14 protein-coding genes are annotated in these 13,572 nt (G+C 64.5%); 10 read left to right on the top strand and 4 right to left on the bottom strand.

What is annotated here, in order from left to right:
• Positions 1-100: 100 nt before the first annotated feature.
• Together ACZ1JY_RS10740 and rpoZ are read left to right on the top strand one after the other, a co-directional pair.
• Positions 101-1,615, top strand: coding sequence for a replicative DNA helicase (locus ACZ1JY_RS10740; protein WP_118074590.1), 1,515 nt, complete (start codon positions 101-103; stop codon positions 1,613-1,615).
• A 72-nt stretch (positions 1,616-1,687) separates the two neighbouring features.
• Positions 1,688-2,032 (top strand): DNA-directed RNA polymerase subunit omega, encoded by a 345-nt coding sequence (gene rpoZ / locus ACZ1JY_RS10735; RefSeq protein WP_039333165.1) that lies wholly within the window; start codon positions 1,688-1,690, stop codon positions 2,030-2,032.
• 75 nt (positions 2,033-2,107) lie between these two features.
• Here rpoZ and ACZ1JY_RS10730 read toward each other — a convergent pair whose 3' ends face one another.
• Together ACZ1JY_RS10730 and ACZ1JY_RS10725 are read right to left on the bottom strand one after the other, a co-directional pair.
• The gene (locus ACZ1JY_RS10730; protein WP_168904051.1) at positions 2,108-2,491 is read right to left on the bottom strand and encodes a nuclear transport factor 2 family protein; all 384 of its coding nucleotides are present in this window, start codon (positions 2,489-2,491) and stop codon (positions 2,108-2,110) included.
• Between the two features lie 76 nt (positions 2,492-2,567).
• A complete protein-coding gene (locus ACZ1JY_RS10725; RefSeq protein ID WP_168904052.1) occupies positions 2,568-3,266 on the bottom strand; it encodes a dienelactone hydrolase family protein in 699 nt (232 codons plus the stop codon).
• Positions 3,267-3,383: 117 nt separating this feature from the next.
• Between ACZ1JY_RS10725 and ACZ1JY_RS10720 the strand changes: the two genes are divergently transcribed.
• From ACZ1JY_RS10720 to ACZ1JY_RS10690, 7 genes are all read left to right on the top strand, one after another.
• The gene (locus ACZ1JY_RS10720) at positions 3,384-3,647 is read left to right on the top strand and encodes a DUF6489 family protein (protein WP_118074591.1); all 264 of its coding nucleotides are present in this window, start codon (positions 3,384-3,386) and stop codon (positions 3,645-3,647) included.
• A gap of 31 nt (positions 3,648-3,678) precedes the next feature.
• Positions 3,679-4,977, top strand: a complete 1,299-nt coding sequence (gene mnmE / locus ACZ1JY_RS10715; RefSeq protein WP_465129254.1) for a tRNA uridine-5-carboxymethylaminomethyl(34) synthesis GTPase MnmE — start codon at positions 3,679-3,681, stop codon at positions 4,975-4,977.
• A gap of 66 nt (positions 4,978-5,043) precedes the next feature.
• Positions 5,044-6,891, top strand: coding sequence for a tRNA uridine-5-carboxymethylaminomethyl(34) synthesis enzyme MnmG (mnmG, locus tag ACZ1JY_RS10710; RefSeq protein ID WP_465129253.1), 1,848 nt, complete (start codon positions 5,044-5,046; stop codon positions 6,889-6,891).
• Positions 6,888-7,562 (top strand): 16S rRNA (guanine(527)-N(7))-methyltransferase RsmG, encoded by a 675-nt coding sequence (rsmG, locus tag ACZ1JY_RS10705; protein WP_465129252.1) that lies wholly within the window; start codon positions 6,888-6,890, stop codon positions 7,560-7,562. Before mnmG ends, rsmG begins: the two co-directional genes overlap by 4 nt.
• Positions 7,559-8,335 carry a ParA family protein gene (locus ACZ1JY_RS10700; RefSeq protein WP_168904056.1) on the top strand — a complete coding sequence of 259 codons (777 nt, stop codon included), beginning with the start codon at positions 7,559-7,561 and terminating at the stop codon, positions 8,333-8,335. Before rsmG ends, ACZ1JY_RS10700 begins: the two co-directional genes overlap by 4 nt.
• Positions 8,332-9,273 (top strand): ParB/RepB/Spo0J family partition protein, encoded by a 942-nt coding sequence (locus ACZ1JY_RS10695; protein ID WP_168904057.1) that lies wholly within the window; start codon positions 8,332-8,334, stop codon positions 9,271-9,273. The genes ACZ1JY_RS10700 and ACZ1JY_RS10695 overlap by 4 nt, the downstream gene beginning before the upstream one ends.
• Positions 9,274-9,420: 147 nt before the next feature.
• Positions 9,421-10,575 carry an acyl-CoA dehydrogenase family protein gene (locus ACZ1JY_RS10690; protein WP_118074592.1) on the top strand — a complete coding sequence of 385 codons (1,155 nt, stop codon included), beginning with the start codon at positions 9,421-9,423 and terminating at the stop codon, positions 10,573-10,575.
• A 76-nt stretch (positions 10,576-10,651) separates the two neighbouring features.
• Here the strand turns inward: ACZ1JY_RS10690 and ACZ1JY_RS10685 are convergent, their stop codons facing one another.
• Positions 10,652-11,392 (bottom strand): glycine zipper 2TM domain-containing protein, encoded by a 741-nt coding sequence (locus ACZ1JY_RS10685; RefSeq protein WP_465129251.1) that lies wholly within the window; start codon positions 11,390-11,392, stop codon positions 10,652-10,654.
• 110 nt (positions 11,393-11,502) lie between these two features.
• The gene (locus ACZ1JY_RS10680) at positions 11,503-11,985 is read right to left on the bottom strand and encodes a GAF domain-containing protein (protein WP_168904059.1); all 483 of its coding nucleotides are present in this window, start codon (positions 11,983-11,985) and stop codon (positions 11,503-11,505) included.
• Between the two features lie 99 nt (positions 11,986-12,084).
• Here ACZ1JY_RS10680 and ACZ1JY_RS10675 point away from each other — a divergent pair, with 99 nt between their 5' ends.
• Entirely contained in the window at positions 12,085-13,545 is a 1,461-nt protein-coding gene (locus ACZ1JY_RS10675; RefSeq protein WP_118072799.1) for a PQQ-dependent sugar dehydrogenase, read from the top strand.
• Positions 13,546-13,572: the final 27 nt, after the last annotated feature.

Raw genomic sequence — 13,572 nt, 5'->3', positions numbered from 1 at the left:
CAGACGCTTAGGCCGCGGGCAAGGGTTTTGACCGCGTGCTCCCCGCTATCCACAGGGTCTGTCCATTGCCGGATCGGGCCGGTTCGGGCACTATGCGCCGATGTCCGCCAGCGAAGCCATCCTCACCCGCGAACCTTCGGAAATCCGCGCGCTCCCCTCCAACGTCGAGGCGGAAGCGGCCTTTCTGGGGGCGGTGCTGATCGACAATCGCATTCTGGAAGAACTGCAGACCCCGCTGAAATCCGAGCATTTCTTTGCGGCCGTCCATGGCCGCGTGTTCGAGCGCATCCAGGCGCTGATCGATCGCAAGGCAGTGGTCACCCCGGTGACGCTCAAGCCCTATTTCGAAAGCGACGAGGGGCTGAAGGAACTGGGCGGCGTCGCCTATCTGGCACGGCTGACGTCTGACGGCCAGGGCCTGCTCAACCCTCGCGAGCTGGCCGAGCAGATCTATGACCTCGCCCTGTTGCGCGAGCTGATCTCGGTCGGGCGCAATCTCGTCGAAGGCGCATTGGACACCAGCGATTCGGTCGCCCCGCTGGAGCAAGTGGAGAAGGCCGAAGCCGCGCTCTATGCCGTGGCCGAAGGCGCGCAGACCGGCAGCGAGGCGCAGAGCTTTGCCCAGGCTACGCGCGCATCGCTGGAAATGATCGAGAAGGCGCTGCTTTCGGGCGGCCATATCTCGGGCAAGACCACGGGCCTGACTTCGGTCAACGAGAAGATCGGTGGCCTGCACGATTCCGACCTTATCATCCTTGCCGGACGCCCCGGCATGGGCAAGACCTCGCTCGTCACCAACATCGCGTTCAACGCCGCCGACCGGCTGCGCCGCGACATGGCTGACGGCATTTCGCTCAAGGATTCGGTGGGGGCAGGGGTCGCCTTCTTCAGCCTGGAAATGAGCGCGGATCAGCTGGCCACGCGTATCCTTGCCGAACAGTCGGGCATCAGTTCCGAAGCGCTGCGCATGGGCCGCATCAGCCGCGAGGATTTCCAGCAACTGTCCTTCGCCAGCCAGCGTCTCGCTGAACTGCCGCTCTATATCGACGATACGCCGGCGCTGACGATCGGCTCGCTTCGCGCCCGGGCGCGCCGATTGAAGCGTCGCCACGACATCGGCCTGATCATCGTCGACTACCTGCAGCTGCTGCAGGGATCGGGCCGCAGCGACAACCGCGTCAACGAAATCTCGGAAATTTCGCGAGGTTTGAAGACGCTGGCCAAGGAACTCTCGGTTCCGGTGATCGCGCTTTCGCAGCTCAGCCGTGCGGTGGAACAGCGCGACGACAAGCGCCCGATGCTTTCGGACCTGCGCGAATCGGGCTCGATCGAGCAGGACGCCGACATGGTCTGGTTCGTGTTCCGCGAGGACTACTACGTCGCTGCCAAGGAGCCGAAGCAGCCGCAGGGCAATGACGACGCCAAGGTGCAGGAAGCCCACGCCGCGTGGCAGGCGGAAATGGAGCGGGTCTATGGCCTGGCCGAACTGATCGTCGCCAAGCAGCGCCACGGTTCGACTGGCAAGGTCCGCCTGCGCTTCGAATCGCGCATCACCCGCTTCAGCGATCTGGCGCCTGATGACCTGCGCGCCGCTTATGCGAGCGATGACGAGTAGTTTTCTTGACTTTTCCACACCTGCAGCCTAGCTGGCGTCCTTTCCGTATCCTTTGATTGATTGGAGTGCCTGATGGCGCGCGTTACCGTCGAAGATTGCGTCGACAAGGTCCCCAACCGTTTCGATCTCGTCCTTCTGGCTGCCGAGCGCGCACGCGCCATCTCGGGCGGCGCCGAACTCACCGTCGATCGTGACCGTGACAAGAACCCGGTCGTCGCCCTGCGCGAGATCGCTGAAGAGACCGTGCGTCCCGCCGTGCTCAAGGAAAACGTGATCCAGTCGCTGCAGCGCGTGCTGCCTGACGACGATGATGAAGTCGATGAAATCGGCTCGCTGTCGCAGTCGGCCGAAGCGCTGCGCATCACGGCTGCGGCGCCGGTGCGCAACACCTCGCTGGGTGCCGATTACGACGGTTGATTTCAGTTTGAAATCAATGGCTTAGATTAGAGCTCGCAGTTCGCGCTGCGGGCTTTTTTCATGTGTTAACGCCTATCAGGTGTTCTCAAGCCGCTCGGCCATGAGCTGCCAGACCTTGTTGATCGCCTTCAGCGGGCGGACCATGACCTTGAAATCGACGATGCGGCCTTCAAGGTCGAAGCGGATCAGATCGATGCCGTTGACCTTGATGCCGTCCATCTCGCATTCGAACTCGAGGCAGGCCTCGGGTCCGTCCACCAGTTCGCGCACATAGCGGAAGGTGCCGTTGCCGAAGACCTGGCCCGCGGCGGTGAGATACATCAGCACCTTCTCGCGGCCCTCTTGCGGGGTGTGGACGACGGGGGAGTGGAACACGGCATCGTCCGCGACGAGCTCGTCGAGCAGCGCGGTATCGCCGCTGACCATGTACCGGTGCCAGGCTGCAAGGCCGAGTTTCATGTGCTTCTCCCGTTGTTCTGGTTCTGGTTAGGGCAGGGGCGCTGCGCCGGCATTGATCCGGCGCAACGCAAGAAATTTAGCCGAGATGCTGCGCAAAGAAATCGCGGGTACGGCGATCGGCGAGGGCGGCACCTTCCTCGTCACGGCGGCTGCCCATCTCGGCGGCAAAGCCGTGGTCGAGGCCCTCATAGTCGTGCAGCGTGACCTTCGGATGCGGATCAAGGCCATCGTGAATCGCCTTCTGCGCTTCCGGGCCGACGAAGTGGTCGGCGGTGGGGATGTGCAGCATCAGCGGATTGGCGATGGCGTGCGATTCGTTCAGCATCTGGTCGATCATCACGCCGTAGTAGCCAACCGAGGCGTCGATATCGGTGCGCGCCGCGGCCATGTAGGCCATGCGACCGCCCAGGCAGAACCCGACGAGGCCAACCTTGTCGATGCCTTCGTAGCCGCGCAGGAAGCGAATCGCCGCCTCGATGTCCTTCACGCCCTTGTCGGCATCGTACTGGCCGAAATAGCCCAGGGCTTCCTGGAACTGCTCTGGCACATCGGCATCGAGTTCGACGCCTGCCGCGAAGCGCCAGAAGATGTCAGGCGCCAGCGCCATGTAGCCCTGATCTGCCCAGGCTTCGCACTTGTGACGAATGCCGGGGTTCACGCCGAAGATCTCGGGGATGACGATGATGGCGGCACGGATCGGGCCATCGGGCGTGGCCAGATAGCCGGGGATATCGCCTTCGCCATCAAGTGCTGCAAACGTGATCTTCTCGCCCATGGTTGTTCATCCTGCGATTCAAAGGAGTTGGTCGAAAGACATGTTGGCCCCGGCGGTGGACTTTGCCAAGCGTGCATGACAATCTCCGCCGACCAGCGGATGCCGGAAAGGGCGCACATGAAAGTCACCGTCGAAGTCGATTGCACGCCCGAAGAAGCCCGCCGTTTCCTCGGCCTGCCCGATGTTTCGAAAGCGAACGACGTCTACATCGAAAGCGTCGCCAAGGCGATGCAGGGGGCGGGCAGCCTCGACCAGTTGCAGAGCTTTGCCAAGCAAGTCGCGCCAATGGGCGAGATCGGACTGAAGCTGTTCCAGAACTTCATGGAGCAGGGCGGTCTTGGCGCAATGACAGGGGCTAGTTCCAAGAAGTCGAAGGACTGACGTTTCACGTGGAACAGTGTAGGGCGAGGCGGTGACCGATACCATCTTCGCCCTTTCCTCCGGCTCGCCACCTGCGGGCATCGCCGTCATCCGCATCAGTGGCCCACAGGCAAGCCCAGCGTTGCGTGCACTCTGCGGCAAGCTGCCTGCGCCACGCCGCGCGAGCTTGGCGACACTCGCTGACCCCGCGGACGGTACGCATCTTGACCGGACGATGGTGCTCTGGCTGCCCGGTCCAGGTACGGCGACCGGTGAGGACAGTGCCGAACTGCATCTCCATGGTGGCCGCGCTGTGGTGGCCGCTGTCGAAGCAGCACTTGAGCGGCTGCCGGGATTGCGCCGGGCACAGGCGGGCGAGTTCACCCGCCGGGCTTTTGCCAATGGCCGCATCGATCTGGCCGAAGCGGAGGGCCTGGCCGACCTGCTGTCGGCGGAGACTGAACTGCAGCGGCGCGTTGCGCTGGCCATGGCCGAGGGTGCGCTTTCGCGCGACGTCGAAGAATGGCGCGCGGAGCTCCTGCGCATCTCGGCGAGGCTCGAGGCCGCGCTCGACTTTTCGGACGAGGACGATGTGGGTGAGGGGGAAGCCGCGCTTCCCGCAGGCTTTGCCGGTGAGTGCATTGCGCTGGCCGAGCGGATCGAAGCATGGCTTTCCCGCCCGCGCGCAGAACCGCTCAAGGAGGGCTTCCGCGTCGTACTTGCCGGGCCTCCCAACGCGGGAAAATCGACGCTGTTCAATGCGCTTGTCGAACAGGAAGCGGCAATCACGGCGGCGGAGCCCGGCACGACCCGCGATGTTCTGACTTTCGCCGCCTCGCTCGATGGCGTGCCGTTCACCTTCGCCGACACGGCAGGACTGCGTGATGAAGGCGCGGGAGAGATCGAGCGGATCGGCATTGCACGGGCGAGGGCGGCCGCAGAGAAGGCAGACCTGATCCTGTGGCTTGGACCTGAAGGAGAGGGGCCGGAGGGGCGGACGCTGTGGGAAATCGCAGCACGAGCGGACGATCCGACCGCGCCACGTAAATCGGACAAGGCGCTGGCGTTGTCGGCCCGGACAGGGGAGGGTCTTGCAGCCTTGCGCTCCGCACTCGTCGACCATGCGCGGCGCTCCCTACCAGCGCCGGGTCAGGCGGCACTGAATCAGCGGCAGCACGACCGGCTGAGCGAGGTCGCGGAAGCCCTGCGCTTTGCGGCGGTGGAGCGTGACGGATTGCTGGCGGCGGAGAACCTTCGCCTTGCCCGGCGCGCACTGGATGCTCTGGTCGGCAGGACCGGGACCGAGGACATGCTCGACGCGCTGTTCGGACGCTTCTGCATCGGCAAGTAGTGTTTCACGTGAAACACCGCACCTGAAACTTTGACGCGAATCCACAAGTCGCGTATCGCGCCAGTCATGCAGCAATTCGACATCATCGTGGTCGGCGGCGGACACGCCGGCGTCGAGGCGGCCGCCGTTGCGGCGCGGATGGGTGCGCGCACCGCTCTGGTCTCGTTCGATCCCGCAACGGTTGGCGCGATGAGCTGCAACCCGGCGATCGGCGGCCTCGGCAAGGGCCACCTCGTGCGCGAGGTCGATGCCTTTGACGGCCTGATCGCGCGCGCAGCAGACGCCGGAGCGATTCACTACCGCATGCTCAACCGGTCGAAGGGTAGCGCAGTGCAGGGGCCACGCGTGCAGGCGGACCGCAAACGCTTCAAGGCGGCGATCCAGCTGATGATCGCCGCACAGCCGAACCTGACGCTGGTTGGTGGAGAGGCGGCGGCCCTCCATCTTGAACAGGGCCGCGTTGCCGGGATCGACCTTGCCGACGGTACACGGCTTGAGGGCAGGGCGGTGGTTCTGTGCACGGGCACTTTCCTCGGCGGGCGCTTGTTCCGCGGCGAGGAGCGCATGGACGGCGGGCGGATCGGCGAGAGTTCGGCGCATCGCCTGGCCCAACAGTTGCGGGCAGCGGACTTGCCAATGGCGCGACTGAAGACGGGGACGCCGCCGCGCATCGATGGTCGGACGATCGACTGGGCACGCCTGCCAGAGCAGCCGAGCGACGCCGACCCGTGGACGATGTCACCGCTGACAAAGACTCGTCCGCTGCCGCAAGTGTTCTGCGCGATCGCGCGGACCAATGAACGGACGCATGAGATCATCCGGGCAGGGCTGGATCGCTCTCCCCTGTTCACCGGTGCCATCGGCGCACAGGGCCCGCGCTATTGCCCGTCGATCGAAGACAAGATCCACCGCTTCGGCGACCGCGATGGGCACCAGGTGTTCCTTGAACCGGAAGGCCTGGATGACCCCACCGTCTACCCCAACGGAGTCTCCACCTCGTTGCCGACCGATGTGCAGGTGGCGATGATCCGTTCAATGGAAGGGCTGGAGCAGGCCGAGATCACCGTGCCGGGCTACGCCGTCGAATATGACCACATCGACCCGCGCGCGCTGCGCCGGAGCCTCGAGGTCAAGGCCATCCCGGGACTTTATTGCGCCGGACAGATCAACGGCACGACCGGGTATGAGGAAGCGGCGGCGCAGGGATTGGTCGCTGGAATGCATGCCGCGGCGGCCGTGCTGGGGCGTGAGGCTCCTGAACTTGATCGTGCCAACAGCTACATGGCGGTGATGGTCGATGACCTGACCTTGCACGGCGTGAGCGAGCCCTACCGGATGCTGACGGCGCGGGCCGAGTATCGCCTCCGCCTGCGCGCCAACAATGCCAGCTCGCGGCTGACGCCGATTGGCCTTGCGGTCGGGTGCATTGGCGATGAGCGGGCCAGGTGGTTCGAGGCGCGGCAGGCGCAGCGGGGACGATTGGAAGAGGCGCTGGCGCTGGCAGCAACTTCGACAGAACTCAGCCGTGCCGGCATGGCGGTAGGCGCGGATGGCGCCCGGCGCTCACTGGCCGAGTGGCTGCGCTTTCCGGAAGTGACGCTCGAAACTTTGCGACCCTGGATCGGCGATGCGATCTTCGATCCACTTCTTGCCGAGGAGGTTGAGGAGGACGCGGCCTACGCGCCATACCTTGCGCGGCAGGATGCCGAACTGCGCGACTTGCGCGCGTCCGACCATGTGCCGTTGGGGGAGGGCTTCCCCTTTGCCGAGGTGCCGGGTCTGTCACGCGAAATGGTCGAGCGTCTGGAGAAGGCCCAGCCAGATACGCTTGCCGCGGCCGGTCGCATTGCCGGAATCACGCCAGCGGCTCTTGCCAGCCTCCTGGTTCACGCCCGGCGGAGGATCGCCGCATGACGATCGTTACCGAGGCCGAGGCGCAGGCGTGGCTGCCCGACGTGCTTGGCGTTGACGCGCCGGGCATGGAGCGTCTGGAGCAACTTGTGGCGCTGCTGCTTGAGGAGAACGAGCGGCAGAACCTCGTCGCGCGAGGAACGCTGCCGCACGTGTGGGTGCGCCACATCGTCGACTCCGCACAGCTGCTGCATGTTTCACGTGAAACACTTCCCGATGGTGAGTGGCTCGATCTCGGCACGGGTGCCGGCTTTCCCGGTCTCGCGATTGCTACCCTGCAGCCGGATCGCCCGGTCACCTTGGTGGATTCCCGGCGTCTTCGCACTGAATGGCTTCAGCGCGCTGCGGATGCGTTGGGGCTTGGCAATGTTCGCGTGGTCCTGTCGCGGGTGGAGGATCTGCCGTCAGGTCCGCGTGCAGTCATCTCTGCTCGTGCTTTCGCGCCTTTGGACAAGCTGGTTACTCTTTCCGCACGCTTTTCCACACCGGACACGGTCTGGCTGTTGCCGAAAGGGGCAGGGGCAGCGCAAGAATTGCAGATGCTCCCCGAATCATGGAATCACATGTTCCACGTGGAACAATCCCTGACGGATGCGAACGCTGGTGTGATTTGCGGCCGACTTCTCGGCGGCAGTCCACCGCGACCCTCGAACGCCAAGGGCAAACGCAAATGATCACGATCGCGGTCGCAAACCAGAAGGGCGGGGTAGGCAAGACCACCACGGCGATCAACATCGCCACCGCGCTCGCGGCAACGGGGTGGAAGACGCTGCTGATCGATCTCGATCCACAGGGCAACTGCTCGACCGGAATCGGCATCTCTGCGGGTGAGCGTGAGCGTTCTTCCTATGACCTGCTGATCGATCAGGCGTCGGTCGCCGAGTGCCTGATGGAGACCCGCATTCCGGGGTTGGACATCGTGCCCGCGACGGTCGACCTCTCCGGTGCGGAAGTGGAACTGGTCAGCGTCGAAGATCGCACCCATCGCCTGCGCAAGGTGCTCAATGGCGACACCGGGCATGACATCTGCCTGATCGATTGCCCGCCGTCGCTCGGCCTGCTGACGCTGAATGCCCTGACTGCGGCGGACACGATCCTGGTGCCCTTGCAGTGCGAGTTCTTCGCGCTCGAAGGCCTGAGCCAGTTGTTGCAGACGGTGGAGCGGGTGCAGGAGCGGTTCAACCCGGACCTCGGCATCCTTGGCATCGTGCTGACCATGTATGACCGGCGCAATCGCCTGACCGATCAGGTCGCCGACGACGTGCGCTCATGCCTGCGCGATCTGGTGTTCGAGAGCGTGATCCCGCGCAACGTACGCCTGTCCGAAGCGCCGAGCCACGGGTTGCCGGCGCTGATCTATGACCATGCCTGCCCCGGTTCGCAGGCCTACATGAAACTGGCGCGCGAGCTGATCGGTCGCCTGCCCGAGAGGAGACAAGCGGCATGAGCGGCGAAGACGCAGTCAAGGCACCAGTGCGCAGGACCGGTCTTGGCCGTGGCCTTGGCGCACTGATGGGCGAAGTGCGACGCGAGGAGCCGATCGCGCGCATCTCGGTTTCGCCGGCTGACGTTGCCGAGAGCCGCGACGGCGGGCTGGCGCTGCTGACCGTCGCCTCGATCGAACCGCACCCGGAGCAGCCGCGCCGTCACTTCGATGAGGATGCGCTGGAGGAACTGGCGCAGTCGATCGCAGCGCGCGGCGTGATCCAGCCGGTGGTCGTGCGGCCGCTGTCGGGCGGACGCTATCAGCTCGTGGCCGGTGAGCGCCGCTGGCGTGCGGCGCAGAAGGCGCAGGTTCACGAAATCCCGGCCATCGTCCGCAAGCTGGACGATCGCGATGTTGCCGCGCTGGCGCTGATCGAAAACCTTCAGCGCGAAGACCTCAACCCGGTGGAAGAGGCGCGGGCGTATCAGCGCCTGGCCGACAGCGAGGGACTGACGCAGAACGACATCGCCAAGTTCGTCGACAAGTCGCGCAGCCATGTCGCCAACATGATGCGCCTGCTCGGGCTGCCCGATGAAGTGCTCGACATGGTGGTGCGCAGCGAACTGTCGATGGGCCATGCCCGCGCGCTGATCAACGCGCCCGATCCGGTCGGTCTGGCGCGCGAAGTGGTGGCCAAGGACCTTTCGGTGCGCGATGTCGAGAAGCTCGCGCGCAAGGCTTCGCGGCCCGAAGGCCAGCGCAGGCAGGCGCGGGCGGGCAAGGATCCGGTGGGCGCGGCCGATCTTGCCGCGATCCAGCAGCACCTCGAGGACTTCCTCGGGCTCAAGGTCGTGATCCAGCCTGACTCCGATCCGACGACCGGAGCCGTGACGATTCGCTACAAGAACCTCGACCAGCTGGACCTGATCTGCCAGCGGCTGACCGGCGGAGAATTCTAAGTAATTGAAATTGCTGATGCATGCTGACGTCACAGCGTCAGCATTGCCTGCACCATCGGACATTAATTGGTCGATTAATTCTCGTTGACCGGGACGGGCTTGTGCGCATAGGCTGCGTGCAAACAACCAGAACCGGAGAGAATGGCCATGTCGCTCGACCTGATCCCGCGCACAGCCTATAATGAAGACCACGAAGCCTTCCGCCAGACCGTCCGCCGCTTCCTGCAGGACGAGGTAGCGCCGCATTCGAACGAATGGGCCGAGGCGGGCATCGTGCCCAAGAGCATCTGGCCAAAGGCTGGCGAGCTCGGCCTGCTGTGCCCGACAGTGCCCGAGGAATACGGCGGGCTCGGCCTCGACTTCGGCTACAACGCCATCGTCGACGAAGAGAGCGCCTATTACGGGCGCGTGGCCACCGGCTTCTCGCTGCAGTCGGACATCGTGGTCAACTACATCGTCTCCTACGGCTCGGAAGAGCAGAAGAAGAAGTGGCTGCCCAAGATGGTTTCGGGCGAGGTGATCACCGCCATCGCCATGACCGAACCCGGCACCGGCTCGGACCTTCAAGGCATGAAGACCACGGCCAAGAAGGACGGCAACCATTACGTGATCAACGGGTCGAAGACCTACATCACCAATGGCCAGAACGCCGACCTGATCCTGGTGTGCTGCAAGACCGACACCGAAGTGCAGCCGGCCTGGAAGGGTGTCTCGATCGTGCTGGTCGAAGCCGACCGCGAAGGTTTCAAACGCGGGCGCAATCTCGACAAGATCGGCCAGGACGAAGCCGATACGTCCGAGCTGTTCTTCGAAGATGTGCGCGTGCCGATCACCAACTGCTTGGGCGAAGAAGGCAAGGGCTTCATCTACCTGATGAGCGAGCTGCCGCAGGAGCGCCTGTCGATTGCCGTCAGCGCGCAGGCTTCGGCGCAGAAGGCGTTTGACGATACGGTCGAATTCACGCGCGAGCGCAAGGCGTTCGGCAAGCCGATCCTCGATTTCCAGAACACCCGCTTCACGCTGGCCGACATCAAGGCGAAGCTGCAGGTGGGCTGGGCGCACCTCGACTGGGCGCTGGCTCGGCACCTGAAGAAGGAACTGACCGCCGAGGAAGGCGCCGCGGCCAAGCTGTGGCACACCGAACTGCAGTGGGAAGTGATGGACAAGTGCCTCCAGCTCCATGGCGGCGCAGGCTACATGAACGAGTATGCGATTGCCCGTGCATGGCGCGGTGCGCGCGTGACGCGCATCTTCGGCGGCACCAACGAGATCATGAAGGAGCTGATCGGGCGCAAGCTCTGATCAAAAAAGCTGATGCAAACGAAAGGGCCCGCTCTCCAGGTCGGAGGGCGGGCCCTTTCTCTGACATTCTGCCGGTTCAGCCGGTGTAGACGCGCTTTTCCTTGACCCGCTTGTCGCGGACCGGACGCCGCGGGATCACGCGTGCGCGCTTTGTCTCGACCCAGGTTTCGGTGACGACGGTCTTTTCAACGCAGGGCTTCTGCGGGGGCAGCATGACCGGGACCATCACATAGCCATAGGGCGCGTAGCCGGGATAATAGCCCGGATAGGCTCCGGGGAAGGGCCCACCGGGATAGGGCTGCGGCGGGAGCGAGGCGAAATAATCGTCGCATTCGCGGCGCATGCCCTTGTCCTCGGCCTTGTCGATCACATTGCCAGCCACTGCACCGACGGCAGCACCGGCGACCGTGCCGAGCACGCGGTTGCCCTTGCCGGCGATGCGGTTGCCCGCCACGCCTCCAACGACGCCGCCGAGCAGCGCGCCACCGACGCCCTTGTCACCATAGACCTTGGCGCAACGCTCGTTCATCTCGGCCCAGCGCGGATCTGGCTGCGGATAGGCCTGGGGATAGTAGCCCTGCGGCGGCGGAGGTGGCGGCGGCGCATCCACCAAGGGCTGGGTCATCACCACCGTGGGATAGGGCGCGCCGATCATGGGCGGGTAATAGATGGGACCAGTCGCACCGCCATAATAACCACCGGTGTAGCTGCCCTGCCACCCACCGCTGACGGGACCGGGACGACGGTGTTCACCAGCCAAGGCCGGAGATGACACGGCACCCAGCGCAACGGCTGCGATCAAGAGACGACGAAGCATGCGGTTTGCCCCTGAAAAGGTTCGTTAACCGCAAACTTACCATCATGACCCGCATAAAACCAAGGTTTCAGGCGGGCGAGAGTCCCGTCTGTCCCGAATCGGGGCAGGAATCAGATACGGGTCGCGATTGCTGCCGCCAGCGCCTCGATCCCGCGCGCATCGTCCTCGTCGAAACGGTCGGGCGAGGGGCTGTCGAGATCGATCACCGCGATTACCGCGCCATCGCGAATCACCGGCACGACCAGTTCGGAACGGCTTGCCGCGTCGCACGCGATATGGCCCGGAAAGGCGTGCACATCGGGCACGAGCTGGGTCGTGGCGGTCGCCGCCGCCGTGCCGCATACGCCCGAGCCGAGCGCGATACGGATGCAGGCTGGCTTGCCGACGAAGGGGCCGAGCACGAGCTCCCCGCCGACCATGCGATAGAAGCCTGCCCAGTTCAGATCCGGCAGATATTGCCAGATCAGCGCGGCAAGGTTGGCCATGTTGGCGATGCCGTCGGGCTCGCCATGGGTGAGGGCCTTGGCGGCCTCGAGGAGATCGGCGTGGAGTTCGGCGCGGCTCTGGCCGTCGGTGGGTGCGAATGTGAACATGGCAGGGCATCTAGCGCAACCGGACCGAAAAGTCGCGCCGCGCAACTTCGCACAGGTGTGCCATTGCCCTGAGACACGGTCAGGCCTAGATTCCAGGGCATGAAGCTTCTCAAGAAACTGCTGATCGCGCTGCTCGTGATCGTCGCCATCGTTGCCGCCTGGGTTGCCTGGTCGATCCACGGGTCCTCGGCCGAGTACACGCTCAACGAAACCTCGGGCCCGAAACCCAAGCTGGCGCGGCCTGAGGGCCAGACGATCCCGACGATCAAGACGGCCGACCCGATTGGCTGGAAGGATGGCGAGGCGCCGGTCGCAGCCCAGGGCCTGCAGGTCACCCGCTTTGCCGACAAGCTCGATCACCCCCGCACCGTGGTGACCCTGCCCAACGGCGATGTTCTGGTTGCCGAGACCAATTCGCCACCGCGCAAGGTCGAAGGCATCACCGGCGCGGTGATGGGCTATCTGTTCAGGAAGGTCGGCGCGGGCGGCCCTTCGCCCAACAAGATCGTGCTGCTGCGCGATGGCGATGGCGATGGCAAGGCCGAGCAGCGCTTCGTGATGGAAAACCCGGCGCTGGATTCGCCGTTCGGCATGGCTTTCCGCGAAGGACGCCTGCTGGTGGCGAATCACAATGCGGTGCTCTCGTTCCCTTATGAACTGGGCCAGACCACGCTGACGGGCAGCCCCGAAAAGCTGATGGACCTGCCCGGCGGCGGCAACCACTGGGCGCGCAACCTGCTGCTTTCGCCGGATGGTTCGAAGCTTTACGTCACGGTTGGCTCCGCCTCGAACATCGCCGAGGGTGGCATCGATGCCGAATATCGCCGCGCTTCGATCCACCAGTACGATTTCGCCAAGAAGAAGTCGTTCGAGTATGCAGGCGGCCTGCGCAACCCGAACGGTCTGGACTTCAATCCTTACAGCGAAGAGCTGTGGACCGTGGTCAACGAGCGCGACATGCTCGGGTCTGACCTCGTGCCCGATTACCTCACCAACGTGCCGTTCGGCGCGAACTATGGCTGGCCGTGGGTCTACTGGAAGAACAACATCGACCAGCGCGTGACGGCGCCGATGCCGGAATACATGCTCGATTACGTGCGCAAGCCGGAATACGGCCTTGGCGCGCATGTGGCGCCGCTCGGCCTTGCCTTTGCCAAGGGCGGCAACCTGATGGGCGACAAGTTCCAGCAGGGCGCGTTCATCGCGCGCCATGGTTCATGGAACCGCCGTCCGCTGTCGGGCTATGACGTCGTTTTCGTGAAGTTCGACACGCGCGGCAACGTCCTGCCCAATCCGCCGGTGCCGGTGTTGACCGGCTTCCTTGCCGACGAAAACACCGCGCACGGACGCCCGACCTGGGTCGCCTTTGCCAAGGATGGCGCGCTGCTGGTCAGCGACGATACCGGCGGCGTGATCTGGCGCGTGGTTGCGCCGGGGGCAAAACCGGCAGCCGCGATCACGCCACTCCCGACGCGCACGGCACCGCCCCAGCCCAAGGGCACCGGCAAGTTCATCATGAAGCCGAACGCAGATTCGGACCTTATGAAGCCGCAGCAGTAAGCGCTTTTGCCCACCCCTTAACCCTCC

This window comes from Novosphingobium sp. BL-A-41-Hi4B-X5A (assembly GCF_055521705.1).
This window is presented reverse-complemented; position numbering and strand designations above follow the sequence as displayed.